This window comes from Paenibacillus lacisediminis (assembly GCF_046567315.2).
Map to the genome: position 1 here is coordinate 42,253 of NZ_JBKIAX020000014.1, position 25,187 is coordinate 67,439.

The following is a 25,187-nucleotide window of genomic DNA, read 5'->3' on the forward strand; positions in this document are numbered from 1 at the left end:
TTCATTTCGGATGAGGTGATCCCATGAATATGAAACCCGTGGAATTGCAAATCGCGGTCCCGCGTACCAGCGAAGCGGGGCGCGTTCAGCATGATCAGCAGCATCGCCCTCTTCTCGATCAAAGTCTGCTTTCGATGCAAGCCGTTAAAACCGGCGAAGCAGAGCGCCAGCGGAGTGCTGGGGTGGATGAGAGCAACCGTAATAAGAACGTAAGGCGGGAAGGAAATGGTTCCTTCAGTGAGGAACAGGAACCGGAACGCGGGTCCGGCGGCAAACCGGACGAGCAGGAGCCGAAGCCGGAACAATTGGCCGAGCATCCATACAAAGGGCGGCACATCGATTTCTCTCTGTAAATCGGGGATTTCACCTCATGGATCAGGGGAGGATGCAAGCGGACCTTAAGTTTGGCACTTCAATTCAACAGCAAAAAAGGTGAGGATTACATTGTCATTTGGAGACCCCTGGTTCTATGTTGTACTTCTGGGGGCGGCGGCGCTTGTTTACGCCCTGCTTTTGCCGGGACGCCAAGCCTCGAGCCCGAAGAACGATGCGGCGAAAGAGATGGAAGCCACGCTGGAACAATACATGTCGGAAATCGAAAGAGAAAATCAGGAGCTTATCGATTTGGTGTCCCAGATGAAGCAGGAGTTTGCCTCCAAACAACTGGCCCAGCAGGAGCAGATCGCCGAGCTGCGCAAACGGCTTAGCGACGTGGAGTTTTTGGCCCGGCAGAGCGAATCGCGCTTGGAAAGCTTGGCGGCTTCCGCGTTGGAGAACGCTGCTCCCGCTTCCGTCCCGGCTGCGGCCGCGGCGGAAGCAAGCCTGGGTCCAGCAAATGCAGCCGTTTCCGGACAAGCGTCCGACTTGGCCGCACTTTTGGCTGTCGAACCCATCGCCGAACCGGTGCCCGAGGTGCCCGAAACGGAAGATAACACCGATCATGTGCGCAGCCGGTATCCGGAACTGTTTGATTTATATGAAAAAGGAAAATCGATCGATATGATCGCGAAATCGACGGGACTTCAGCGGGGCGAGGTGCAGCTAATCCTGCAGCTGGCCAAGAAGGAGGAGTCCCGATGATCAAAAACCGTCATTTTATGCTGGGGCTTGGCTGCGGACTGATTGCCGGAGCGCTCCTCTTGCAGTTGATGATTTTTGGGCAAGGTGGCGGCAAGCTTTATACGGCCGAGCAGGTGAAGCAAGCCGCCGAACAACTAGGCCTGAAAGTCGTCGCTGCGGATGAAGAGCTGCTGACCGAAGAACAGTGGCAGGAGAAAGCCGGCAACAGCCAGGAGGATGGGGGAGAAGGAGCGGAGCCGGAAGTTCCGGCGTCAACCAAGGCTCCCGATGCTCCGAAAGCTCCGGCCGTACCGGCCAAGCCAAGCCCGGCAGAAAACAAGCCGGCGGCAAGCGCGGAAGCGGAGAAGCCGCAAACGCCCGCAAAGCCGGCAAAACCCGCCGTTTCCGTCGAATACAAAATCGCATACGGCAGCACGCTTGCCGGCGTGGCGGAAGGCTTATATAAGGCCGGCGTGATTACGGACAAGGAAGCTTTTTTGAAGGCGGCCAAAGCGAAAAAAATCAACAACAAAATTCGTACCGGAACCTATACCTTTAGCGAAAGTGAAGATTACGACTCGATTATTGCTAAAATTTCGCCAAAGGCTTCGGGGAAATAAACCGGGCTAATTCGAAAAAGGCGCCGCAAGGCGCCTTTTCGCGTGCTTCGTTTCCGAAGGGCGAAAATACGGGAAACTTCGGTTGCATCCGATTTCCACATATGGTATATTAAATGACGGTGTTATAACGCACGCAGGTTGATTTCGACATGGGTGCTCTCTTAATAAAATGTTCAAAAAGGTTGGTTTTCAGCACCGAGAAGGTTGGATGAAGCTAGGGAATGAGGAGCGGAGCGTACGTTTTGGGTACGTGAGCACCGGAAGGCCCGGCTGAATTCAAGATTCGACGTCGAATCCGCTTCTTGACCTGCTTCGTGATCAAAAGCGGACTTTTTGAACTACCTCTTTAAGCAAGGGAGTCTTGTCGGGAAATGAAACCTGCGGAGGAAGCATCAAAAAAACCAAACTTAGGAGGTGCGTGAAGATGGCAGTAATCTCCATGAAACAACTGCTTGAAGCAGGCGTTCACTTCGGTCACCAGACTCGTCGCTGGAACCCGAAAATGGATCGTTATATCTTCACCGAAAGAAATGGCATTTACATTATTGACCTGCAAAAAACGGTCAAGAAAGTCGAAGAAGCTTACAATTTCGTGAAAAGCATTGCCGAAGAGAACGGAACCATTCTGTTCGTAGGCACGAAAAAACAAGCTCAAGATTCCGTGAAAGAAGAAGCGGAACGCGCTGGCCAATTCTACATTAACCAACGTTGGCTGGGCGGTACGTTGACCAACTTCCAAACGATTCAAAAACGGATCGACCGTTTGAAACAATTGGAAACTTGGGAGGAAGACGGCACGTTCACCGTATTGCCGAAGAAAGAAGTTATCATTCTTCGCAAGGAGAAAGATCGTCTGGAGAAATTCCTCGGCGGGATCAAGAACATGAAAGGTCTGCCAAGCGCTTTGTTCGTCATCGACCCTCGCAAAGAGCGCATTGCGGTAGCGGAAGCCCGCAAACTTGGCATCCCGATCGTAGGTATCGTTGATACGAACTGCGATCCGGACGAAATCGACTACGTCATTCCGGGCAACGACGACGCGATCCGCGCGGTTAAACTGTTGACCAGCAAAATGGCGGATGCCGTGATCGAAGCTAACCAAGGCGAGCAAACAACGGCGTAAGCGGCTGGTTGCTCACAACATACGATAAACTAAATGAAAAGGGTGGTTGGTAGGTGTCAAACCTCTCACTACCCTTTTTTTAAAGAGGAAGTTTAAAAATCGGCTTTTGATTTTTATAACAATAACGGAGGGAATTAAACAATGGCTGTTGACGCTAAAACGGTTAAAGAACTACGTGAAAAAACGGGCGCAGGGATGCTCGATTGTAAAAAAGCGCTGGAAGAAGCCGGCGGTGATCTGACGAAAGCGATTGAATTGCTTCGTGAAAAAGGTCTTGCCGCTGCCGCCAATAAAGCTGGCCGCATCGCTACGGAAGGCGTGGTTGAGTCTTACATACACGCCGGCGGACGGATCGGGGTTCTGGTGGAAATCAACTGCGAAACCGACTTCGTTGCCAAGACGGATCAATTTAAAGATTTCGCCCGTGATATCGCCATGCATATCGCTGCGATGAGCCCGCGTTACGTTCGCCGCGAAGAAGTGCCGCAGGAAGAAATCGAAAAGGAAAAGGAAATTTTAAAGGCACAAGCCCTTAACGAAGGCAAACCGGAAAAAATCGTGGAAAAAATGGTGGAAGGCCGCATCGGCAAATATTTCGAAGAGTTCTGTTTGCTGGAGCAAGCTTTTGTTAAAGACCCGGACAAAACGATCTCCCAACTGGTTAGCGAAAAAATCAGCACGATCGGCGAAAACATTTCCGTCCGCCGCTTCGTTCGTTATGAGCTTGGCGAAGGTATGGAGAAGAAAGTGGATAACTTCGTAGAAGAAGTAATGTCCCAAGTAAATAAATAATCTAAAGGCCAAACATAAACGCAAGGAAAGTTGGAACACGCCGTGTTCCTTCTTTTTTAAGATCACAGTCCGTGAATAGACGTTTTTCTTTACTGTTTGTCGCGAATGAGTTCGATGTGGAGGTATACATTTGGAACAGCCAGTGTTTAAACGTGTTGTCTTAAAGGTCAGTGGAGAGTCGCTTGCCGGTCAAAACGGGTACGGTATCGACGCGGACACCATTACATCCATCGCCGAACAGGTCAGGGAAGTGGTGGAACTGGGCGTTCAGGTAGCGATCGTTTGCGGCGGGGGCAATATTTGGCGCGGGATTGCCGGAAGCGCCAAGGGCATTGACCGGGCTACGGCCGATTACATGGGCATGCTCGCGACCGTGATGAACTCCCTGGCCCTGCAGGACGCGCTGGAGCAGATCGGGGTTCCGACCCGGGTGCAAACGTCCATCGCGATGCAGCAAATCGCCGAACCTTATATCCGGCGCCGCGCTATCCGTCATTTGGAGAAAGGCCGGGTCGTCATCTTTGCGGCCGGCACGGGCAATCCGTTTTTCTCCACGGACACGACCGCTGCGCTGCGCGCCGCCGAAATCGAAGCCGAAGTTATCCTTATGGCGAAAAATAAAGTGGACGGCGTTTATTCCGCCGATCCGTTTGTCGATCCAAATGCGGTGAAGTACGAATCGCTCACTTATTTGGATGTGCTGAATAAAAACCTAGGTGTTATGGACTCCACGGCTTCATCGCTGTGTATGGATAATGACATTCCGCTGATCGTGTTTGCTATTACGGAACAAGGAAACATTAAGCGCGTCGTGCTCGGTGAAAAAATCGGGACGATCGTTAAAGGGAGTGTTGAGTAGTGCCTCAGTCGGTTAAAAAGCATGCCGAAGAACGTATGGACAAAGCAATTCAGGCGCTGAAAAGAGATCTTGCTACGCTGCGTGCGGGAAGAGCGGCCCCATCGCTTTTGGATCGCATTCAAGTGGAGTATTACGGAGCGCCGACTCCGGTCAATCAGTTGGCCAACATCAATACGCCGGATTCCCGGACGCTATTGATTCAGCCTTGGGACAAATCGTCGCTGTCCGATATCGAACGTGCGATCCAGAAGTCCGATCTCGGGTTGACCCCGGCGAATGACGGATCGTCCATCCGGTTAACGATTCCGCCGTTAACGGAGGAACGCCGCGTTGAACTCGTGAAGATGACGAAGAAGCATGGAGAAGAGGCGAAAGTCGCCATCCGTAACATTCGCCGCGATGCCAACGACGAGATCAAGAAGCTGGAGAAAACGGACATATCGGAAGACGAGTCGCGCCGGCATCAAGAGGATATTCAGAAAACGACGGACAAATACATCGCGGAAGTAGATAAGGTTCTTGCTGCGAAAGAGAAAGAGATTATGGAAGTTTAAGAGACGATAAGCGGCCCCTCCTTTTACGGTGGGGTTTGTCTCTTTTTCATCATCGGCTGGAGGAAAAGGAATGATCAAGTTATTTCAACCCTGGTGGAAAAAAAAGCAACGTCCAGCACCTGCTGTTTTATCTCCTGACAACATTCCAAAGCATGTGGCCATCATTATGGACGGCAACGGACGTTGGGCGCGCAGGCTTGGTCTGCCGCGAATCGTCGGACATCGTACAGGTATGAAAGCCGTCAAGCGAGCGACGATTGCGGCTGACGAACTTGGCATTTCCGTTTTAACGCTGTATGCTTTCTCGACGGAAAATTGGAAACGGCCGAAGGATGAAGTCGATTTTCTGATGTCGCTTCCGCAGGAATTTTTGGCGATTGAGCTTGGCGAGCTGATTGAAAAAAATGTCCAGGTGCGAATGATGGGCTATACGGACATGTTGCCTCCCCATACATTAGCCGCCATGGAAGAAGCGACTGAGCGTACGAAACACAATACCGGACTCATTTTGAATTTTGCCCTGAATTACGGCAGCCGCCGCGAGATGGCCGAGAGCGTCAAGGCCGTTGCCAGGAAGGTGCAAAGCGGGGAACTGCCTATAGAAGATATTACCCCCGATTCGCTTGAAGAACATTTGCTTTCGGCCGGGCTGCCGGACCCGGATTTGCTCATCCGGACCGGCGGAGAACTGCGGCTCAGCAATTTCATGCTTTGGCAAACGGCATATAGTGAGCTATGGTTTACGGATATTTATTGGCCGGAATTCCAGCAGGAGCATTTGATCGAGGCGGTGGCCGAATATCAGCGGCGAACGCGGCGTTACGGTGGATTAAGCTAGCGATGGAAGGTGTGAACTCTTGAGACAGCGGTTGATTACAGGAATCGTTGCCGGCGGCTTTTTTCTGGGCATGTGCTGGCTGGGCGGACTAACCTATCATGTACTCATCTTAATAATGGCTCTGGTCGGCTACTACGAATTCGTCCGCATGACCGGGCTGCCGCCGTTTGGCGGAACCGCCGTTTTGGGATATTTGGGCGTTTTGTATCTGGGTTTTCCTTGGACTCTCTTGCAAATCCCCATGCCGCTTCCGACCTTGGCGATCCTCTGGCTGCTTATGCTGCTGTTTTTGGCGGTGACGGTGATTTCCAAAAACGGGGTTCCGATCGGTCAAGCCGCGCTGCTGTTTCTGGGCGTCGTTTACATTGGAATCGGGTTTTCTTCGATCGCTGAGACACGCAGCACGCCGGACGGCCACGGGCTGTTTTGGACCTTGCTGCTGCTGGCTTCGATCTGGAGCAGCGACGCCGGAGCTTATTTCACCGGCCGCCGGTTTGGAAAGAGCAAGCTGTGGCCCGCCATCAGCCCGAACAAGACGGTCGAGGGGGCGCTTGGCGGTGTTTTGCTTGCGGTGGTCGTAGCGGTGATTTTTGCCATGGCTTCCGGCGGCTTGTTAAGCTTCGGACGAGCCGCGGTGGTAGGGATATCCGCCGCTGTCGTCGGTCAATTCGGCGATTTGATCCAATCGGCCTACAAACGTGCGTACGGGATTAAGGATACGGGAAAGCTGCTGCCCGGCCATGGCGGGATTTTGGACCGTTGCGACAGTTGGATTGTGGTGTTCCCATTCATACACATCCTTATTCTCCTCCCGTAAGGTAGTTTAAAAACCGAGCTTTGATCACGAGGCAAGAACGAGTAGACGATTCTGAGAAATAACGTCAGTATGATGGCAAGTGAAGAATTGAGAAAACGGCAAAATAGTCTATTGAAAATCCCGGGTGACAACATAAAGGAAAAAAAGGGCGCTATTTCAGCCGATGTCCCCCATGTTGCGTGAAATAGGGGAATTTTATGGCGGTATTTTCACGATCTAGTGGCGAAAGGCAGCATTTTCGACCTGTTCATCAAAAATAAGACCCAAAAGTTCCCTTATGGTGATGAATAGGCTCAAATTCGGAAAATAAGACCCTAAAGTTCCTCTATTTTATGGGGACGATGCCGAGCTACTCAGTCCCTAGCTTCGTCCGACCTAAAGCGTTTTGAAAAAACGCACATCGGAAGCATATGCTTCGGTGCTGAAAGCTCGGTTTTTAAACTTTGATTGAAATGAGGTAGTTCTACTCCATTTTTTAGAGGTGCGATATGAAAAAAATAGCGTTGATCGGATCGACGGGATCGATCGGTACCCAAACGCTGGATGTCGTTCGGCAGCATCCTGAGCAATTTGAAATCGAAGGGCTTGCGGCCGGGGGCAATATCGAGCTGTTTGCCGAACAGGTAAACCGGTTCCGCCCGAAAAAAGCTTCGGTGGCCACGAAGGAGCTGGCCGAGCGGGTGCGTCCCCAGCTTCCGGAAGGCGTGGAGCTTTATTACGGGGAGCAGGGACTGATCGAGGTGGCCGCGGGGACGGAAGCCGAGACGGTGGTTACCGCCATCGTAGGCAGCGCCGGACTGCCGGCAACGATCGCCGCGATTGAGGCTGGAAAGCATATTGCGTTGGCGAACAAGGAAACGCTGGTAACGGCGGGACATCTAGTCACCGAAGCGGCTAAGCGCAAGGACGTCGCTCTGCTGCCGGTAGACAGCGAACATTCCGCTATTTTTCAGTGCCTGAACGGAGAGCGAATCGAAGAGGTGCAGCAAATTACGTTGACGGCTTCCGGCGGATCGTTCCGCGATTTAACCCGCGATCAGCTGCAAAACGTCACGGTTAAGGATGCGCTGAAGCACCCCAATTGGTCCATGGGCGCCAAGGTTACGATCGATTCGGCCACGATGGTCAACAAAGGACTGGAGGTCATCGAAGCGCATTGGCTGTTTGGCCTTCCTTACGAACAGATCGGGGTGCTCTTACATCCGGAGAGCATTATCCACTCCTTCGTTGAATATCGTGACGGCAGCGTGATCGCCCAACTAGGCACGCCGGATATGCGAGTCCCGATCCAATACGCGCTTTCCTATCCGGGCCGCTGGAAGTCCGAAGCGAAAAGGCTGTCCCTGGCGGAAGTGGGCAAGCTGCATTTCCGGGAGATGGACTATACCCGGTTCCCTTGTTTAAGACTGGCCTTCGAGTGTGGTAAAATAGGTGGTACAGCTACTTGTGTTTACAATGCTGCCAATGAAGTGGCCGTCGCCCGATTTCTGAGCGGAAACATTTCGTTTCTGCAGATTGAGACGATTATTGAAACGGTGTTGTCCAAACATGACGTTCAGGAGGAGCCGGATCTGGAAGAGATTCGCTCCGCCGACCGCTGGGCCCGGAACATGGCCGAATCTTTATAGAGCCCGCCTGCTTGGCCGGAACCTCTATAAAATTCCTCATTTGCACCGGAAAAGTCCGGCGGCGGTATTCTCTTGTGCCTGATCGGAGAATAATGTTAATCTAAGAAGACGCCCTAGGACGATCCGTGGCCAAAAGGAGGATGCTTACGCTTGGAATTGCTTAAAATCATATTTTTGACGGTGCTCATGTTCTTCATCATCGTCACGGTGCACGAATGGGGGCACTATTTCTTCGCGAAACGCGCCGGTATTCTGGTGCGGGAATTCGCGATCGGATTCGGGCCGAAGCTGCTTTCCTTTAAAAGAGATGAGACGCAGTTTACTTTGCGCCTGCTTCCTTTCGGCGGGTACGCCCGCATGGCGGGAGAGGAACCCGAACTGATCCAGATTGCCGAAGGACAAACCGTCGCGCTGCGCCTGGATGGCGATACCGTTCGCAAGATTTATTTGGACCGGTTGGACAGCCGCAAAAATGTCATCCGCGGCGAGGTGCAGCACGCTGATTTGCAGGACGATCTTGCGGTTCGCCTGGATGTGGATGGAGAGGTGATGTCTTACCGCGTTCATCCGCAGGCGATGCTGGTTGCCAAAGGCAAAGAAACGCAAATCGCACCAAGGGATCGGCAGTATGGCAGCAAGACCGTGGGGCAGCGGGCATTGTCGATTTTCGCCGGGCCTTTTATGAACTTTATTTTGGCCTTTGTCTTGTTTGTTTTGCATACGCAAATGGCGGGGATTCCGCTGGAATCGCCAAGCCATCTGCAAATTGGCGAAGTTGTGAAAGGGATGCCGGCGGCGGAAGTTGGGCTTCAGCCTGGAGATATTATCGAGACCATCAACGGCCAACCGGTCGGCACCGATGCGAACAAAATGATCGAGAATATTCAAGCTTCCAAAAATAAACCGATGGAATGGACGGTCAAACGCGGCGAAGAAACGCTGAGCTTTACGATTACACCAAGCGGGGCCGAAAATGAAGACGGAAAAGTGGGCAGCACGATCGTGACGGTTTTCCCGACCCGCAGCGCTTCCTTCGGCGAGACGTTCCAGGTGGCCGGACAGAAAATGGTGTCCACGACCGAGGGGATTTTTCTCGGCTTTAAGCAGTTGATCAACAAGTTTTCCATGGACGATCTGGGCGGGCCGGTGCGCACGTTTGAAATGACGGGGCAAATCGCCAAACAAGGGTTAGCCCAGCTTACGTATTGGGCGGCCATCCTGAGCCTTTACCTTGGCATATTCAATCTGCTGCCGATTCCGGCGTTGGATGGCAGCCGCCTCGTGTTCCTTGGAGTCGAGGCATTGCGCGGCAAACCGATCGATCCGAACCGCGAAGGCATGGTGCATTTTATCGGCTTTGCGATGCTGTTCCTGCTGATGATCGCGGTCACCTATAATGATATATTGCGTTTGTTCCACGGCTGACCGGTTGCCCGAACCGTGCGAATCACGCGGTGAAATAAAAATTGTTGTTTTTTAACGGGAGGACAAGGGTTCTTATGGCAAAAGAGGAGAAGCAATTCGTTACGGAGATTACCCCGCAGGGAGAAGATTTCTCCAGATGGTATATCGACGTCATTAAAAAAGCGGATTTAATGGATTACTCGCCGGTGCGCGGCTGTATCGTTTTTAAACCGGACGGTTACGAAATTTGGGAGCACATTCAGGAGGAACTGGATCGCCGTTTTAAGGAAACGGGACATCGCAACGCTTACTTTCCGCTGTTCATTCCGGAGAGCTTCTTCCAGAAGGAGAAAGAGCATGTCGAAGGCTTTAACCCCGAGCTGCCTTGGGTAACCGAAGCCGCCGGCGAGAAATTGGAGGAGCGGCTCGCTATTCGTCCGACTTCGGAAACGATGATCGGGCACATGTATGAGAAGTGGATTCAATCCTACCGCGATTTGCCGGTGCTGATCAACCAGTGGGCCAACGTGGTCCGTTGGGAGAAACGGACGCTGCCGTTCTTGCGCACCAGCGAATTCCTTTGGCAGGAAGGCCATACCGCCCATGAAAACGAACAGGAAGCGCGGGAAGAAACGATGCGCATGCTGGAGATTTACCGCGATTTTGTCGAGAACTACTTGGCGATTCCTGTCATTGTCGGACAAAAAACGCCGTCCGAGAAATTCGCCGGCGCGGTGGACACGTATTCCATCGAAGCGATGATGAAGGACGGCCGCGCTGTACAAGCCGGAACCTCCCATTATTTGGGAACCAACTTTGCATCGGCCTTTAATATTCAATATTTGAATCGTGAAAACGTTCGGGAATATGTGCATACGACCTCATGGGGAGTAAGCACGCGGCTGATCGGCTCGCTCATTATGGCTCACGGCGATGACCGTGGCCTCGTTCTGCCACCGAAGATTGCGCCGAAGCAGGTCATGATCATTCCGATCGGCCCGCCGAAAACGTGGGATGCGGTGGTGGGAAGAGCCGACGAATTGTTCGCCGGGTTGAAGCAGGCCGGGATTCGTGTCGGTATCGACGACCGTTCCGATCTTCGTCCGGGCTGGAAGTTCAACGAATACGAAATGCGCGGTGTGCCGGTACGCCTGGAGATCGGACCGCGGGATATGGAGAACGGCGTGTGCGTCCTTGTCTCCCGAATCAGCGGCGAGAAAAAGGTGGTTCAGCAGGACAATCTGGTCGAAGAAGTCCGGGTGATGCTCGATCAGGTGCATCAGGAAATGTACCAACGTGCCTTAAGCCACCGCGAAGAGCATTTCTATTCCGTGGAAACACTGGATGAAATGAAGGCAAGCATTGAAGAAAAACGCGGCTTTACACTGGCCGGCTGGTGCGGCTCGGAGGCTTGTGAACGCCAGGTGAAAGAGGAAACCGGCGCGACCAGCCGTAACATTCCGTTTGCACCAAAAGAGACGAAGCACACTTGTCTTGTTTGCGGGGAACAAGCCAAGCATACCGTCGTATTTGCCAGAGCCTATTAAAATTTGAAACGATGCCTCGGGCGCGGGCAAACTTTCGCAGCCAACAGAGGGCTCTCGGCAGTGAAGCGTCGGGCAGGTTCATTGCCTGCCGGTTTCCCGCCGGGAGTTTTTTTGCACTCAGCACTAAAATGGGGGAGGAAGACATGACGGAGACTGAGGGAAAGAGAAACCGGCTTGAGCTGTTGATGAAGCAGGCGGAGCTTCCCGCCTCGTTAATCGATCCCTATTTTCTCGACGGCCATATCGAGCGGGTTGAGGTTAGCCGCAGCAATAAGGAATGGAAAATCACGATAATGAAGGATACGTTGGTGCCGACTCAAGCCTACCGCACTTTTTGCCTTCGCATCAAGGAAAAAATGGAGCACATCGCGCAAATTTCCTTTGAATTCAGATACGGCGGGGACGTATCTTCCAAAGAAATTGTAGGCGAGTACTGGAAGTTGTTCCTGGAGTGGGTGCAGCGCCAGGTTCCATCCGTCAACGGATGGATGATGCGCGCCGGGTTTGAGGTGGAAAGCGATCTCGTCACCGTGACGTTGGGCGATGCTACCGCACTGGAGCTGGCCCGCAAGAAAAATATCGACCGCGCGATCGTGACGTTTTACGAAACTTATTTTGCTCTGCAGCTGCGGGTAAAGCTGCAAACCGGCGAAAATAACGCTGAAGCGTTCGAGGAATTCCAACAGCGGATCGTGGAGGAAGAGCGCGAGGTCATCCAGAAAATGATGGAAAGTATGACGGTGGAAGCGCCGCCGGAAGAAGTGGATGGTGAAGTCGTCAAACTGCAAATCGGATACGACATTAAGGAGCAGCCGGTGCCGCTTCAGGACATCCAGGACGAAGAGAAGAAAATCACGATTCAGGGGACGATTTTCGGGCTGGACCGCAAGGAACTTCGTAACGGAAATACGCTGTTTACGTTCAATTTAACGGATTTTACCGATTCACTGGCGATGAAACTGTTTGCAAAAAACAAGGAAGATTTGAAGGTGATGGGTCAACTGGCCAATGGCAAGTGGGTGAAAGCCCGCGGCAAAGTGGAGTTCGACCGCTTTATGCAGATTCCCGAGCTGGTGATGATTCCTTCAGACCTGATGGAAATCACGGGGCCTTCGGGACGCAAGGACAACGCCCCGGAGAAGCGGGTCGAATTCCATTTGCATACGACGATGAGCACTATGGATGCCGTCACCCCAATCGGCGATTACGTAAAGATGGCCGCCAAATGGGGGCATAAAGCGATCGCCGTCACCGATCACGGCGGGGTGCAATGTTATCCGGACGCGGCGAAAGCGGCGAAAAAGAACGGCATTAAAATGATTTACGGCGTCGAAGCCAATGTGGTGAATGATGATGTCGCCGTGGTGCTGAATCCGCGGGGAGATGATTTGAAGAACGCTACATATATCGTATTCGACATCGAGACCACCGGTCTTTCAGTGACCCAAAACAAAATCATTGAAATTGCGGCCGTCAAAATGCAGGAAGGCAAAGAAATCGACCGGTACGCCACCTTTGTGAACCCGCATGAACGGATTCCGTACAACATCCAGCAGCTCACCAACATCAACGACGATATGGTTCGGGACGCCCCGGATGTGGAGCCCGTCTTGCGGCGGTTCATAGAGTTTGCCGGTGACGCGGTACTGGTGGCCCATAACGCCCGGTTTGACGTCGATTTCGTCAATGCGAAGCTGAAAGAACTGGGCCTGCCGCAGATGAACAACCCGGTGCTCGACACGTTGGAACTGGCCCGCATGCTGTTTCCGACTCTTAAAAATCACCGCTTGAACACGCTCGCCGCCAAATACAAGGTGTCGTTGGAAAATCATCACCGGGCGATCGACGATACGCTGGCGCTCGGGGAAATTTTGAACGGCCTGCTCGAAGATGCGATCAAGATCGAAGGGTATACAACGCTGGACCGGCTGAACGATAAGGTCGGCAAAGATCTTTCGAATACGCGCCCGTTTCATTGCGGTATCTACGCGCTCAACGCTACAGGCAAGAAAAACCTGTTTAAGCTCGTGTCCAAATCGCACACCGAGTATTTCAAACGGGTTGCCTGCATTCCGAAATCAAAGCTGGTGGAAATGCGCGAAGGGCTGCTGATCATGTCCGGCTGCGAAAAAGGCGAATTTTTCGAGACGGTGCTCAACAAATCGGTGGAGGAAGCGGAAGCTGTGGCCGAGTTTTACGATTTGCTCGAGATCCAGCCGCTAACGATGTATATGCATCTGGTGGATAAAGGATTGGTCGGCAGCGTGACCGAACTGGAGACGGCGATCCGCAAAATCGTGGACATCGGGATGAAGCAGGGTAAGCCGGTGGTCGCTACCGGCAATGTGCACTATCTCGATCCGAAGGACAAGCTTTTCCGCGACATCACGATTCACGGTATTACCGGGTTTAGCCCGCTGAAAGATATACGCAAGCCGGATGCGCATTTTCGGACGACGGAGGAAATGCTGGAGGAGTTCGCTTTTCTTGGCCAGGAAAAGGCCTACGAGGTGGTCGTTGCCAACACTTCCAAGCTGGCTGACGAATTTGAAGAATACGAGCTGTTCCCGGATAAACTGTTTACGCCGATCATTGAAGGCGCGGAAGAGGAAATCCGCCAGACCTGCTATGACACGGCCAAAAAGATTTACGGCGAGGAACTGCCGGACGTCGTTGTCAAGCGGCTGGAGAAAGAGCTAGAGCCGATCATCAAATACGGGTTCTCGGCGAACTATCTGATCTCCGAACGTTTGGTCAAAAAATCAAACCAGGACGGGTATCTGGTTGGTTCCCGGGGGTCCGTCGGCTCGTCGGTCGTCGCCATGTTCCTCGGGATCTCCGAGGTCAACCCGCTGCCGGCGCATTATATATGCCAAAACCCGGACTGCAAGCACAGCGAATGGTTCCTGGACGGCAGTGTGCCGAGCGGTTTTGACCTTCCGGACAAGACATGTCCGAATTGCGGGCAGGCGCTGAAGGGCGAAGGCCACGACATCCCGTTTGAAACGTTCCTCGGGTTCAAGGGCGACAAAGTTCCCGATATCGACCTTAACTTTTCCGGGGAATATCAGCCGCATGCCCATAACTACACGAAAGTGCTGTTCGGCGAGAAAAACGTGTTCCGCGCCGGCACGATCGGAACTGTAGCGGAGAAAACGGCGTACGGCTTCACCAAAAAATACGAGGAAGAGCATCACAAGCATTGGCGCGGGGCCGAGCTCAACCGCCTCGCGGCGGGATGTACCGGCGTTAAGCGCAGCACGGGCCAGCATCCCGGCGGGATCGTGGTCGTACCGGACTATATCGAGGTGGAGGATATCACTCCGGTGCAGTATCCGGCCGACGACACCGAGGCGGAATGGAAAACGACGCACTTCGATTATCACGCTTTTGACGCGAACCTGCTCAAGCTCGATATTCTCGGACACGATGATCCGACGATGATGCGGATGCTCCAGGATCTCACGGGCATCGATCCGACGACGATCCCGATGAACGATCCGAAGGTGATGAGCATCTTCAACTCGACGGATTCGCTTGGGGTGACGCCGGAACAGATCCGCACGCCGGTCGCTACGTACGGCATTCCGGAAATGGGGACGAAGTTTGTCCGGCAGATGCTGGTGGAATCGCAGCCGTCGTCGTTTGCCGACCTGCTGCAAATTTCCGGGTTGTCGCACGGTACGGGTGTTTGGCTCGGCAATGCGCAGGATTTGATCAAAAACGGGACCTGCAACATCAAAACGGTGATCGGTTGCCGCGATGACATCATGCTGTTTTTGATTTACAAAGCGGGCATGGACGCCGGTCTTGCCTTCAAAATCACGGAAAGCGTGCGGAAAGGGAAAGGGCTGACGCCGGAGTGGATCGAAGAGATGAAGAAATGCAAAGTACCGCAGTGGTACATCGATTCCTGCCTGAAGATCCAGTACATGTTCCCGAAAGCCCACGCCGCCGCATACGTCATTTCCGCGGTACGCACCGCTTATTTCAAGCTCTATCATCCGATCGAATTTTATGCGACTTATTTTTCGGTGCGCGGCGAGGATTTCGACATTGAGCTCTGCTGTCAGGGATACGAGGCGATCTACCGCAAAATCGAGGAGATCGAGCAAAAGGGCTTCCAGGCGCTGCCCAAAGAGAAAGCGATGCTCTCGATTCTGGAAATGGCGCTGGAGATGACCGCGCGCGGCTTCCATTTCAAACCGATCGATTTGTACCGCTCCGACGCGACGAAGTTCACTGTGGATGGCGATTCGCTGATTCCGCCGTTTTCGGCGCTTGCCGGCATCGGGGAGAACGCCGCCAAAAATATCGCGGCAGCCAAAGAACAGGGCGAATTTCTGTCGATCGAGGACTTCCAGCAGAAGTCGAAGGCGAGCAAAACGATCGTCGAGCTGCTCAGCACCATGGGCTGCTTCCGCGGACTCCCCGAAAGCAACCAGTTGTCGCTATTTTAAGTATGAGTTTTAAAATAAGTTTTAAATATAAGTTCAAAAAACCAGGTTTTCAGCACCGAGAAGGTTGGATAAAGCTAGGGACGTCAGGAGCGGAGCGTACGTTTTGGGTACGTGAGCAACGGAAGGCCCGGCTGAATTCAAGATTCGATGTCGAATCCACTTCATGAATTGCTTCGTGATAAGAAAAACTCTATCGATGAATAATCAAAGAAGACAGACCGCCCTAAGATGAAGTTTTTCTTGCGATTTAAGGAAGAGACGCTCGGGCGACTATTCATTCTTAAATCTTCAAAAGCTGACTTTTTGAACTACCTCTAGTAGTAAAGGTGTTTTACTTGTCACTGTTGGCGGACTATGTTATAATTTTTTTGGCAATCATGAAGATAGAACCGTTGTTTAAAGAGTGGGGAAACCCACTCTTTACTCTTTGGTATACAGGAATGAACGTGATGGAGGGAATGTACGCTTGAGCACACCGAAGATCAAAGCGACCGTAGAGCAAATGGTCACGCCTTATCTGGAGGAACACGGCTTTGAATTGGTTGACGTGGAGTACGTCAAGGAAGGAAGCAACTGGTTCCTGCGCGTATTCGTCGACAAAGACGGCGGCATCGACATCGATGACTGCGGCCGGATCAGCGAATACCTTAGCGAGAAGCTTGATGAGAACGATCCGATTCCATCGGCTTATTTTCTGGAAGTGTCCTCGCCGGGGGCGGAACGTCCGCTTAAAAAAGCCGAGGACGTAGCGGGAGCCGTCGGCAAAGACGTTTTTGTTACTACATATGAACCGGTAGGCGGCCTGAAGGAGTTTGAAGGCCGGCTTCTTTCCTTCGCGAACGACGAATTGGTCGTTGAAGTCGGAAAGAAGAGTCACACGATTCCATACAGCAAAGTAGCTAGCGCAAGGTTGGCAATCATTTTCTAGAAGAGCAGACATTTGGTTAAGCGTGACATGCTGGGAACTATGAAAGGGGGAACTCGAGGCAAATGAGTATGGATTTTATCGAAGCCTTGAATGAATTGGAAAGGGAAAAAGGAATCAGCAAAGATATTTTGTTCGAAGCGATTGAAGCCGCGCTCATCTCCAGCTACAAGCGGAACTTCAATACGGCGCAGAACGTTCGCGTGGATATGAACCGCCATACTGGCGCGATTAAAGTATACGCCCGCAAACTCGTCGTGGAAGAAGTGCTTGATCCGCGCACGGAAATTTCGCTTGCGGCCGCTCGCGAGATCAATGCGAACTATCATCTTGACGATATTACCGAGATTGAAGTTACGCCTCGCGATTTCGGCCGCATTGCGGCGCAAACCGCCAAGCAGGTCGTGACCCAGAGGATTCGCGAAGCCGAGCGCGGACTTATTTATAACGCTTTTGTCGAGAAGGAAGAGGATATCGTCACCGGCATCGTGCAGCGCCAGGATCTGCGCAACATTTATGTCGACCTCGGCAAGATCGAAGCGCATCTGCCCTTAAACGAGCTGATGCCGAACGAGAAGTTCAAGCACGGGGATCGCATCAAGGCATACATTACGAAGGTGGAAAATACAACGAAGGGGCCGCAAATTTTGTTGTCCCGCACACATCCGGGCCTTCTGAAACGCTTGTTTGAGCTGGAGGTGCCGGAAATTTTCGACGGCGTCGTGGAAATCCGTTCCGTAGCGCGCGAAGCGGGATTCCGTTCCAAAATCGCGGTATATTCCCGCAACAGCGAGGTCGATCCGGTCGGCTCCTGTGTAGGACCAAAAGGCACCCGGGTGCAAACGATCGTAAACGAGCTGCGCGGCGAGAAGATCGATATCGTCCGTTATTCGGAAAATATCGAGGAATATGTGGCGAATGCGCTCAGCCCGTCCAAAGTGCTGGAGGTCCAGGTGTTTGAGGCCGAGAAGATGGCGCGCGTCATCGTGCCGGACTACCAGCTTTCGCTGGCGATCGGCATCAAAGGCCAAAACGCTCGTCTGGCGGCCAAATTAACCGGTTGGAAAATCGATATTAAGAGCGAAACCCAAGCGGAAGAGGAATTCGGAAGAGAAAGAACCGATCAGGATGAAATGCCTCAGGATTCCATCTCCGTAGATTGATCGGGGGCGGTTGAAGGATGAAACAGAGAAAGGTACCGCTGCGCAAATGCGTAGCCTGCCAGCAAATGATGCCCAAGAAATCGCTGATCCGCATCGTCCGTTCGCCGGAAGGCGAAGTGTCGATCGACTTGACCGGCAAAAAATCAGGGCGCGGCGCATACTTGTGCGGAAAGGAAGCTTGTTTCAAGCTTGCCCATAAAACCAAAGCGCTCGACCGCGCGCTGAAAGCGCCGGTCGGTCCGGAGGTTTATGAGCAGCTGGCCCGTGATTTTTTGGCGGTGGAAGAGGAGTTTCTCGCTGGCCAAGGCCGCGAAGAGGATGACGATGAATAAGGCGTTGTCCGGGCTCGGGCTTGCCATGCGGGCGGGCAAGCTGGTGACGGGAGATGAAGTCGTACTGAAGGCGATCCGCTCTGCGGAAGCCAAATTGGTGATCGTAGCCGGCGATGCGTCGGCCAATACGCAAAAGAAGTATCGCGACAAATGCGGTACGTACAAAGTTCCTTTGCTGGTCGGGTTTGACAGGGATATGCTCGGATCGAGTGTAGGAAAGCCGGAACGTGTGGTTCTGGCCCTTACCGATCAGGGATTTGCCGATATGGTTCGTAAAGCGATCGCGAAAACGTCGGAGGTGGAGTATATTGAGTAAACAAGAAAAACAAGATAAGCTCAGGGTATATGAATATGCAAAATCGCTCAACATGAGCAGCAAAGAAATCATTACGATTCTTAAGCGACTTAATATCCCGGTGAATAACCATATGAGCGTGATGGAGAATGATGCCGTAACGCGCGTGGAGCAATTTTTCAAGGATATTAAGACGAACGCCGCTGCCAAGCGGGAAAATTCGGGCCGCGCCGAATCCCCGTCCAAATCGCCGGCACCGGCTTCCGCAGGAGGAAGCCAGGCTGCGAAAAATCCGGCCCCGGAAGGGACGGGAAATCGCGGAGAACAAGGCCGGGAGGCGAAGGTTCACGGGAACCCCGGCGGTCAAGCCAAAAATAAAAATCAACATGAAAAGCAGGTAAGCATGAATAATAAACCAAACCACAACCAAAATGCAAAAAGCGGAACTACCGCTGTACAGGAAAGAAACCAACGTCCAAACGGAGGACATCAGCAAGGTCCGCGCGCATCTGCGCAAAACGCGGGCAATGCCGGAGGCCGCAATCCTCAAGGAAATCGGGGGCAAGGCCAAAGCGGCGGCGATTCGCAGCGCCGTGACGGTGGGGGCAACCGCCAAGGAGGCGGACAAGGAAACGGCGGAGCCAACCCGCGTGGGCAAGCGCCAAACCGCAATTTTGCTTCGGCTGGCAACAATAATAACAATGGCGGAGGCAAAGGCCAAGGCCAAGGTCAAGGTCAAGGTCAAGGCAGAAAAGGCAATCATGGCGGCAAAAACCAAAAAGGTTTTGACGACAACCGTAGTGGCAACTTTAGAAACAACAACCGCGGCGGCAAAGGCGGCCGGGGGGGCCGTGGCGGACATCAACAGCCGCCGCGCGAAAAAATCGACAACACGCCGAAGAAAATCATTGTCCGCGGCACGATGACCGTTGGCGAAACCGCGAAGCTGCTGCATAAAGATGCTTCCGAGGTGATCAAAAAGCTGATGCTGCTCGGCGTCATGGCCGCGATCAACCAGGAGCTTGACATCGATACGATCTTGCTGCTGGCTGGCGATTTCGGCGTTGAGGTTGAAGTGAAAATTCCGGTCGAGGAAGACCGTTTCGAAACGATCGAAGAGGTTGACGACGCGGCGGATTTGAAGGAACGTCCACCGGTCGTGACGATTATGGGTCACGTCGATCACGGGAAAACGACGCTGCTTGACGCCATCCGTTCGACGAACGTGACCGGCGGCGAGGCCGGCGGCATTACCCAGCATATCGGCGCTTATCAGGTCGAGATCAACGGGAAGAAGATCACTTTCCTCGACACGCCGGGCCACGAAGCGTTTACGGCGATGCGGGCGCGCGGAGCGCAGCTGACCGACATTACGATCATCGTCGTTGCGGCTGACGACGGCGTGATGCCGCAAACGGTCGAAGCGATCAACCACGCTAAAGCGGCGGGTCTGCCGATCATTGTGGCAGTCAATAAAATCGACAAACCGGATGCCAACCCGGATAAAGTCAAGCAGGAATTGACAGAATATGAACTTGTGCCGGAAGAATGGGGCGGCGACACGATTTTCGTCAATGTGTCAGCCAAGCAAAAGATGGGACTGGAAGACCTGCTCGAAATGATCCTGCTCGTAGCGGAAGTCAACGAGTACAAAGCCAACCCGGACAAACGCGCCCGCGGTGCGGTTATTGAAGCCGAGCTGGACAGAAACCGCGGACCGGTGGCCCGCGTGCTGATACAGCACGGAACGCTGAAAGTCGGCGACGCCTTTGTGGCCGGCAACTGCTTCGGTCGCGTCCGCGCGATGGTGAACGACCGGGGACGCCGTCTCAAGGAAGCGGGGCCTTCTACGCCGGTGGAAATTACCGGTCTTACGGAAGTGCCACAGGCGGGCGATCCGCTTATGGTGTTTGAGGACGAGCGCAAAGCCCGATCTATCGCCGACAAACGTGCAATCACGCAGCGGCAGTCCGATCTGGGCGCAAATACGCGCGTGACGCTCGACGATTTGTTCCGCCACATTAAAGAGGGCGAAATCAAAGAGCTGAACGTGATCATCAAAGCGGACGTTCAAGGTTCGGTGGAGGCGCTGAAGGGCGCGCTCGAGAAAATCGACATTGAAGGCGTGCGCGTGAAGATCATCCACAGCGGCGCTGGGGCAATAACCGAGTCCGACGTTATTTTGGCCGCGGCTTCCAATGCGATCATCATCGGCTTTAACGTCCGTCCGGACAACCAGACGAAAGCGACGGCCGAGCAGGAGAAGGTGGATATTCGCTTGCACCGCGTCATTTACAACGCGATCGAGGAGATCGAGCAGGCGATGAAGGGGATGCTGGATCCGGAATACAAAGAGGCCGTCATCGGGCATGCCGAAGTCCGCAATACGTTTAAGATCAGCAAAGTCGGAACGATCGCGGGCTGTATGGTCACTTCCGGCAAAATTACCCGTTCGGCGGAAATGCGTCTGATCCGCGACGGCATCGTAATCTACGAAGGCAAAATCGATTCTTTGAAGCGATTCAAGGATGATGCCAAAGAGGTTGCACAAGGGTACGAATGCGGGATTACCCTTGATAACTACAACGATCTTAAAGAAGGCGACGTGATTGAAGCCTTCATCATGGAAACCGTTGAACGGAAGTAAGGTGGTGTCATAAATGGCCAAAAATCGAACCGGCCGCGTAGGCGAACAGATTAAAAAAGAACTTAGCGTGCTTATCCAGAAGGAACTGAAAGATCCGCGCATCGGTTTTGTTACCGTGACCGGGGTAGATGTGACAAGCGATTTGTCGCAGGCCAAAATCTACTTGAGCGTTTTCGGGGATGATGAGAAGAAAAGCGAATCGCTGAAAGGGTTGGAGAAGGCCAACGGATTTTTGCGCACCGAGCTCGGCAAGCGGATCCGGTTGCGGCATACGCCGGAGCTGATCTTTAAAATCGATGAATCGATTGCTTATGGCAGCCGGATTGAACAGCTTCTGGGCGAAATTACGCACGAGCACGACAAATGATTCTAGGTAAAAGTTCAAAAAGTCAGGTTTTCAGCACCGAGAAGGTTGGATGAAGCTCGGGACGTCAGGAGCGGAGCGTACGTCTTGGGTACGTGAGCACCTGAAATGTTTCCGGAGGAAACATGCTTCGAAAGCATATGCTTGGCCCCAGCTGAATTCAAGATTCGATGCCGAATCCACTTCATGAATTGCTTCGTGATCAAAAGCTGACTTTTTGAACAACCTTAAAAAGGAGACCGGCAATGCAGACCTATGAACGGGAGCTGCGTCAGACCCAGGCTTTTCTGACGGAGCATGATGATTTTCTCGTGGTGGCGCATGTTCAGCCGGACGGAGACGCAGTCAGTTCCACCCTCGCGGTGGGCTGGCTTCTGTCATGTCTGGGTAAAAAATACGTAATGGCCAACGAAGGGCCGATCCCTAAGCGGATGGCTTATTTGCAGCAGGCGGAACGGATTCGCGATCTGTCGGCAGAGCCACTGGACCGGAAATTCGACTACGTGATCTGCGTCGATTGCGCTGATTTTAAACGGGTCGGAACAACCAAGGAGCTGTTTGCGGAAGGCGCCAAGCTGCTGAACATCGATCACCATCCGACCAATGACGGATATGGCGATATTAATTTGATCGTCCCTCACGCCGCAGCCACGGCGGAGATTTTATTCGATCTTATCCAATTTATAGGCCTGGAGTTGAACGAAACGATCGCTACGACGCTCTACACCGGACTGCTGACCGATACGGGCGGGTTCCGCTATTCGAACACGTCTCCCAAAGTGATGGCGACGGCTTCAAAGCTTCTGGAGTACGGCGTTGACGGACCGGGCTTGTCCGAACTGCTGCTGGAGCAAATGACCCTGCCGCAGCTGCGCTTGCTGACGAGAGCCTTAAACGGGCTTCAGCTTACCAAAGATGGCAAAATCAGCTGGGTGGTCGTGACGGACGAGGACTTGAACTTCGCCGGTGCGGTTCATGAGGACATGGAAGGCATCGTCAACTATCCCCGCAATATTCAAGGGGTGGAGGTCGGTCTTCTGTTTAAGGTGATCGATGAGCAAGCCGTAAAAGTGAGCATGCGTTCCGCAGGGAAAGTGGATGTGGCCAAGGTGGCGCAAAGCTTTGGCGGGGGCGGGCACGTCCGGGCCGCGGGAGCGCGCGTCGAAGGAACGCTGGACACGATCGTGCCGCGCGTGGTGGAGCAGGTGAGGCTGCAGTTATGACCGCGTATGAAGGCATCCTGCCGGTTCTAAAACCCGCCGGTTTTACCTCGCACGACGTTGTGGCCAAATGCCGCGGCATCCTCAAAATGAAGCGGATCGGCCATACGGGCACGTTGGACCCCGCCGTCACCGGAGTGCTTCCGCTCTGCTTGGGACGGGCCACCCGGATGGTCGAATATTTGCAAGAACTGCCCAAGGAGTATGAGGCGACCCTGATTCTGGGGGTGGCTACGGACACCGAAGACATGTCGGGTACGGTGGTGGAGCAGCTTGATCAAGTATCGGTGACAGAGGAGGCCGTAAGGCAGGAGCTGCAGCGATTCGTCGGCACGATTTCCCAGGTTCCGCCGATGTATTCCGCCCTCAAGCACGACGGAAAGCGGCTTTATGAGTTGGCGCGAGAAGGGAAGACGGTAGAACGCAAAGCCCGCGAAGTGACGATATACGAGCTTGAGCTGCTTTCCTTCCATCCGGAGGGGCCGCATCCGGCCATCAAGTTCCGGGCGCTTTGCTCCAAAGGAACTTACATCCGCACGCTTTGCGTCGATATCGGCCGGGCGCTTGGCGTGCCGGCGGCGATGGCGCAGCTTAAGCGGACGATGTCGGCCGGGATTACGGAGCAGAGCTGTTTAACGCTGGAAGAAATCGCCCGGCATGCTGCGCAAGGGGATCTGGCTTCCTATTTGCTGCCGGTTGACCAGGGAGTCCGGCATCTGCCGGCTCATACGCTCGCCGAGGACAAAGTAAAGGCGGCCCTGCAAGGCCAGCGCTTGCCCGCCGCTGCGGTGAATCCCCAGGCAAACCGGGGGGAGCTGATCCGGCTTTACGATCCGCAGCAGCGGTTTTTAGGGATTTTCAAGACGGATGAAGAAACGCTTGCCGTCAAAGCGGTAAAGGTGTTCCTTCCCGATTGAAATATATGAACGATTATGCTAATCCGAGGGAATTGCAGGTGAGACTTTTGATGGAAACGATAAGCTTATCATACCCTTTAACCGAACAATTTATTGCAACGGGTGCAAGGCCGCAGGTACTCGCCATCGGCCAGTTTGACGGTCTCCATTTGGGGCACGCCAGCGTGATCGAGACGGCCGTCAAGCTGGCGGACGAGCTTGGTCTGCCCGCATCCGTCATGACTTTTCACCCTCACCCGAAGGAAGTCATGAAAAAAGGCGATTACGACGGATATTTGACCCCGCCGCAGGAGAAGAAACGTCTCCTCCGCAGTATGGGCGTGGATTATGTATATATCGTGGAGTTTAATGAGGCGTTCTCGCGGGTGAGCCCGCAAAATTTCGTCACCGGTATTCTGGTGCCCCTTAAGGTGCAGACCGCTGTCGTCGGGTTTGACTTCCGGTACGGCTACCGGGGAGAAGGGCAGGCTGGCATGCTGCGCGAGCTTAGCGAAAACGCCCTGGATGTGAGCACGGTTCCGCCGTTCCTGATCGACGGCGAGAAGGTGAGCAGCTCGGGCATCCGCAAAGCGCTTCAGGAAGGAGACATCCGGCTGGCCAACCGCTGGCTCGGGCGAAGCTATTCGCTGACGGGCACCGTCATGCATGGCGAGAAGCGGGGCAGGCAACTTGGTTTTCCCACAGCCAACCTGAAGCTTGCCGAGCATTACGTGATTCCATCCAGCGGCGTTTATGCCGTGCGGGCGCATCACGGCGGCCGCTCCTACGAAGGCGTGATGAACGTGGGGGTCAAGCCGACCTTCCACAACGATACGATCGTCTCTTGGTTCGAGGTTCATTTGTTTGACTTTTCCGGAGAAATCTATGATGAGAGCTTGTCCGTCGAACTGGTTCATTTCCTGCGCGAGGAACGCAAATTCGCCTCGATTGATGAACTGATCGCGCAAATTACCAGAGATGCCGAAACCGCCAAAAGCTTGCTGAAGGCGGAAAAAGCGTAAACAGGCCAGCGGCATTTACTTTTATCCGGGTTGTATGGTATACTGATTTACGTTGTTACGCCCATGGGTTTTCTTTCCGGGCCGCAACTATAACCTTGGCTTGGTTGTTCGGTTTCACCGCCGGCGACGAGGCTAACGGCGATTGAGAAAAAGGAGGTGAACAGGATGGCATTGACTCAAGAACGTAAGCAACAATTGATCGACGAGCACAAAACTCATGAGTCCGATACCGGATCCCCAGAGGTGCAAATTGCTATCCTTACGGAGAACATAACGAACTTGACGGATCACTTGCGCACGCACAAGAAAGACCATCATTCCCGTCGCGGTCTGTTGAAAATGGTCGGCCAACGCCGTAAGCTTCTGGCTTACTTGAAGAACAAAGACGTGAAGCGTTACTCCGCATTGATCGAAAAACTCGGATTGCGTCGTTAATTTCACATCTTTACGAAAAGCAGCCTGGTTGCCGTCGGACGCTTTCAAGCGAACGATGAGCCGCCGGGTTGCTTTTTCCAAATGAACGGGTATTTCGGGCGGTTATGAATAGCGTTAACGAAAAGCTCCGTCAGGAGCTTTTGTTGTGAAGGGACAAGTTCATCGCTTCTTATGATTTAAGCTAAAG

At 53.3% G+C, this 25,187-nt stretch carries 23 protein-coding genes; all 23 read left to right on the forward strand.

Features of this window, described 5'->3' with window-relative positions; genetic code table 11:
• Window positions 1-23: 23 nt before the first annotated feature.
• The 23 genes from ACLD72_RS23085 (at window position 24) to rpsO (ending at window position 25,000) form a co-directional block, all read left to right on the forward strand.
• Complete coding sequence (locus ACLD72_RS23085; RefSeq protein WP_411001711.1) at window positions 24-353, forward strand: hypothetical protein; 330 nt, start codon at window positions 24-26, stop codon at window positions 351-353.
• Window positions 354-444: 91 nt separating this feature from the next.
• Complete coding sequence (locus tag ACLD72_RS23090) at window positions 445-1,080, forward strand: hypothetical protein (protein WP_411001710.1); 636 nt, start codon at window positions 445-447, stop codon at window positions 1,078-1,080.
• Window positions 1,077-1,679 (forward strand): hypothetical protein, encoded by a 603-nt coding sequence (locus tag ACLD72_RS23095; protein WP_411001709.1) that lies wholly within the window; start codon window positions 1,077-1,079, stop codon window positions 1,677-1,679. Before ACLD72_RS23090 ends, ACLD72_RS23095 begins: the two co-directional genes overlap by 4 nt.
• A gap of 424 nt (window positions 1,680-2,103) precedes the next feature.
• Complete coding sequence (gene rpsB / locus ACLD72_RS23100; RefSeq protein ID WP_411001708.1) at window positions 2,104-2,802, forward strand: 30S ribosomal protein S2; 699 nt, start codon at window positions 2,104-2,106, stop codon at window positions 2,800-2,802.
• Between the two features lie 141 nt (window positions 2,803-2,943).
• Entirely contained in the window at window positions 2,944-3,594 is a 651-nt protein-coding gene (gene tsf / locus ACLD72_RS23105) for a translation elongation factor Ts (RefSeq protein ID WP_251588221.1), read from the forward strand.
• Window positions 3,595-3,724: 130 nt separating this feature from the next.
• A complete protein-coding gene (gene pyrH / locus ACLD72_RS23110; RefSeq protein WP_411001707.1) occupies window positions 3,725-4,453 on the forward strand; it encodes a UMP kinase in 729 nt (242 codons plus the stop codon).
• A complete protein-coding gene (frr, locus tag ACLD72_RS23115; protein WP_251588216.1) occupies window positions 4,453-5,007 on the forward strand; it encodes a ribosome recycling factor in 555 nt (184 codons plus the stop codon). The genes pyrH and frr overlap by 1 nt, the downstream gene beginning before the upstream one ends.
• A gap of 70 nt (window positions 5,008-5,077) precedes the next feature.
• Window positions 5,078-5,845 (forward strand): isoprenyl transferase, encoded by a 768-nt coding sequence (locus ACLD72_RS23120; protein WP_251588215.1) that lies wholly within the window; start codon window positions 5,078-5,080, stop codon window positions 5,843-5,845.
• A gap of 19 nt (window positions 5,846-5,864) precedes the next feature.
• Window positions 5,865-6,662, forward strand: a complete 798-nt coding sequence (locus ACLD72_RS23125) for a phosphatidate cytidylyltransferase (RefSeq protein ID WP_411001706.1) — start codon at window positions 5,865-5,867, stop codon at window positions 6,660-6,662.
• Between the two features lie 488 nt (window positions 6,663-7,150).
• Window positions 7,151-8,290 carry a 1-deoxy-D-xylulose-5-phosphate reductoisomerase gene (locus tag ACLD72_RS23130; protein ID WP_411001705.1) on the forward strand — a complete coding sequence of 380 codons (1,140 nt, stop codon included), beginning with the start codon at window positions 7,151-7,153 and terminating at the stop codon, window positions 8,288-8,290.
• Between the two features lie 150 nt (window positions 8,291-8,440).
• Entirely contained in the window at window positions 8,441-9,715 is a 1,275-nt protein-coding gene (rseP, locus tag ACLD72_RS23135; RefSeq protein WP_411001704.1) for an RIP metalloprotease RseP, read from the forward strand.
• A 74-nt stretch (window positions 9,716-9,789) separates the two neighbouring features.
• Window positions 9,790-11,241: a proline--tRNA ligase gene (proS, locus tag ACLD72_RS23140; RefSeq protein WP_411001703.1), complete on the forward strand. Its 1,452-nt coding sequence runs from the start codon at window positions 9,790-9,792 to the stop codon at window positions 11,239-11,241.
• Window positions 11,242-11,384: 143 nt separating this feature from the next.
• The gene (locus tag ACLD72_RS23145) at window positions 11,385-15,701 is read left to right on the forward strand and encodes a PolC-type DNA polymerase III (protein ID WP_411001702.1); all 4,317 of its coding nucleotides are present in this window, start codon (window positions 11,385-11,387) and stop codon (window positions 15,699-15,701) included.
• A 466-nt stretch (window positions 15,702-16,167) separates the two neighbouring features.
• Window positions 16,168-16,629 (forward strand): ribosome maturation factor RimP, encoded by a 462-nt coding sequence (gene rimP / locus ACLD72_RS23150; RefSeq protein ID WP_411001701.1) that lies wholly within the window; start codon window positions 16,168-16,170, stop codon window positions 16,627-16,629.
• A gap of 62 nt (window positions 16,630-16,691) precedes the next feature.
• On the forward strand, window positions 16,692-17,789 hold the full coding sequence (gene nusA / locus ACLD72_RS23155) for a transcription termination factor NusA (protein ID WP_411001700.1): 1,098 nt from the start codon (window positions 16,692-16,694) through the stop codon (window positions 17,787-17,789).
• A 17-nt stretch (window positions 17,790-17,806) separates the two neighbouring features.
• A complete protein-coding gene (gene rnpM / locus ACLD72_RS23160) occupies window positions 17,807-18,121 on the forward strand; it encodes an RNase P modulator RnpM (protein ID WP_251588195.1) in 315 nt (104 codons plus the stop codon).
• Window positions 18,114-18,437, forward strand: a complete 324-nt coding sequence (locus tag ACLD72_RS23165) for a L7Ae/L30e/S12e/Gadd45 family ribosomal protein (RefSeq protein WP_411001699.1) — start codon at window positions 18,114-18,116, stop codon at window positions 18,435-18,437. Before rnpM ends, ACLD72_RS23165 begins: the two co-directional genes overlap by 8 nt.
• Window positions 18,430-21,063, forward strand: coding sequence for a translation initiation factor IF-2 (infB, locus tag ACLD72_RS23170; protein WP_411001698.1), 2,634 nt, complete (start codon window positions 18,430-18,432; stop codon window positions 21,061-21,063). Before ACLD72_RS23165 ends, infB begins: the two co-directional genes overlap by 8 nt.
• Window positions 21,064-21,076: 13 nt before the next feature.
• On the forward strand, window positions 21,077-21,430 hold the full coding sequence (rbfA, locus tag ACLD72_RS23175) for a 30S ribosome-binding factor RbfA (protein ID WP_411001697.1): 354 nt from the start codon (window positions 21,077-21,079) through the stop codon (window positions 21,428-21,430).
• A 242-nt stretch (window positions 21,431-21,672) separates the two neighbouring features.
• Window positions 21,673-22,650 (forward strand): DHH family phosphoesterase, encoded by a 978-nt coding sequence (locus tag ACLD72_RS23180; RefSeq protein ID WP_411001696.1) that lies wholly within the window; start codon window positions 21,673-21,675, stop codon window positions 22,648-22,650.
• Window positions 22,647-23,564, forward strand: coding sequence for a tRNA pseudouridine(55) synthase TruB (gene truB / locus ACLD72_RS23185; protein ID WP_411001695.1), 918 nt, complete (start codon window positions 22,647-22,649; stop codon window positions 23,562-23,564). The genes ACLD72_RS23180 and truB overlap by 4 nt, the downstream gene beginning before the upstream one ends.
• Before the next feature lie 50 nt (window positions 23,565-23,614).
• Entirely contained in the window at window positions 23,615-24,565 is a 951-nt protein-coding gene (locus tag ACLD72_RS23190; protein WP_411001694.1) for a bifunctional riboflavin kinase/FAD synthetase, read from the forward strand.
• A gap of 165 nt (window positions 24,566-24,730) precedes the next feature.
• Window positions 24,731-25,000 (forward strand): 30S ribosomal protein S15, encoded by a 270-nt coding sequence (gene rpsO / locus ACLD72_RS23195; protein ID WP_006211281.1) that lies wholly within the window; start codon window positions 24,731-24,733, stop codon window positions 24,998-25,000.
• Window positions 25,001-25,187: the final 187 nt, after the last annotated feature.

Excerpts from the sequence above, each read along its gene's own strand:
- ACLD72_RS23085 (WP_411001711.1), top strand. The coding sequence starts at position 24 with ATGAATATGAAACCCGTGGAATTGCAAATCGCGGTCCCGCGTACCAGC.
- ACLD72_RS23095 (WP_411001709.1), top strand. The coding sequence starts at position 1,077 with ATGATCAAAAACCGTCATTTTATGCTGGGGCTTGGCTGCGGACTGATT.
- rpsB (WP_411001708.1), top strand. The coding sequence starts at position 2,104 with ATGGCAGTAATCTCCATGAAACAACTGCTTGAAGCAGGCGTTCACTTC.
- tsf (WP_251588221.1), top strand. The coding sequence starts at position 2,944 with ATGGCTGTTGACGCTAAAACGGTTAAAGAACTACGTGAAAAAACGGGC.
- ACLD72_RS23120 (WP_251588215.1), top strand. The coding sequence starts at position 5,078 with ATGATCAAGTTATTTCAACCCTGGTGGAAAAAAAAGCAACGTCCAGCA.
- ACLD72_RS23130 (WP_411001705.1), top strand. The coding sequence starts at position 7,151 with ATGAAAAAAATAGCGTTGATCGGATCGACGGGATCGATCGGTACCCAA.
- proS (WP_411001703.1), top strand. The coding sequence starts at position 9,790 with ATGGCAAAAGAGGAGAAGCAATTCGTTACGGAGATTACCCCGCAGGGA.
- ACLD72_RS23145 (WP_411001702.1), top strand. The coding sequence starts at position 11,385 with ATGACGGAGACTGAGGGAAAGAGAAACCGGCTTGAGCTGTTGATGAAG.
- nusA (WP_411001700.1), top strand. The coding sequence starts at position 16,692 with ATGAGTATGGATTTTATCGAAGCCTTGAATGAATTGGAAAGGGAAAAA.
- rnpM (WP_251588195.1), top strand. The coding sequence starts at position 17,807 with ATGAAACAGAGAAAGGTACCGCTGCGCAAATGCGTAGCCTGCCAGCAA.
- ACLD72_RS23165 (WP_411001699.1), top strand. The coding sequence starts at position 18,114 with ATGAATAAGGCGTTGTCCGGGCTCGGGCTTGCCATGCGGGCGGGCAAG.
- rbfA (WP_411001697.1), top strand. The coding sequence starts at position 21,077 with ATGGCCAAAAATCGAACCGGCCGCGTAGGCGAACAGATTAAAAAAGAA.
- ACLD72_RS23180 (WP_411001696.1), top strand. The coding sequence starts at position 21,673 with ATGCAGACCTATGAACGGGAGCTGCGTCAGACCCAGGCTTTTCTGACG.
- truB (WP_411001695.1), top strand. The coding sequence starts at position 22,647 with ATGACCGCGTATGAAGGCATCCTGCCGGTTCTAAAACCCGCCGGTTTT.
- ACLD72_RS23190 (WP_411001694.1), top strand. The coding sequence starts at position 23,615 with ATGGAAACGATAAGCTTATCATACCCTTTAACCGAACAATTTATTGCA.
- rpsO (WP_006211281.1), top strand. The coding sequence starts at position 24,731 with ATGGCATTGACTCAAGAACGTAAGCAACAATTGATCGACGAGCACAAA.